Origin of the sequence: Actinomadura napierensis (genome assembly GCF_039529375.1) — a bacterium.
GTDB classification, from domain to species: Bacteria; Actinomycetota; Actinomycetes; order Streptosporangiales; family Streptosporangiaceae; genus Spirillospora; species Spirillospora napierensis.
In genome coordinates this window covers 1-584 of record NZ_BAAAMR010000371.1, presented here as the reverse complement: position 1 = coordinate 584, position 584 = coordinate 1, and the positions used below count along the sequence as shown (strand labels likewise).

Annotated in this window: 1 protein-coding gene; it reads left to right on the top strand. The window is 39.6% G+C overall.

Annotation, left to right across the window (positions count from 1 at the left end):
- Positions 1 to 434: hypothetical protein (locus ABD296_RS49980; RefSeq protein ID WP_407061602.1), on the top strand; the 434-nt coding region annotated here is incomplete at its 5' end.
- Positions 435 to 584 lie beyond the last annotated feature (150 nt).

Here is a 584-nt window from a genome sequence, read left to right as displayed (position 1 = left end):
ACACCGGGCGTGATAGCCCCAATACGCGTCAGTTGCTTGCAGAGTTCCCGCAAATACAATACGACTCTGATTATTATGGTGATGACCTGCCTTTTTGGACCACACTTACCGATACGGCGGGTGCATCACGACCTCATCTGATTATTCCTTATACTTTGGAATGTAACGATATGAAGTTCTGCTCACCAGGTGGATTTAATAGCTCAGAACAGTTTTTTCAATATTTAAAAGATAGTTTTGATGTGTTGTATGCCGAGGGAGAAACTGCACCAAAAATGATGTCTATTGGAATGCACTGCCGTATTTTAGGGCGTCCGGGTCGTTTTAAAGCATTACAAAGATTCCTAGACTATATTGAAATGCATGATCATGTTTGGGTATGTCGCCGTCAGGATATTGCAGAATATTGGTATAAAAATCACATAAATCAATAATTGATTATTAATTTTCCAAATTCTTAAGCAAATCTCAAATCACTCTTGGCACTGTTATTGCTAAAACTCTATATCACGACAACGAGTTTAGGAATAACAGTGTTTTTAGCCGAGTTTAATCAAGCCCCACCCGACCAACTCAAGACTCTG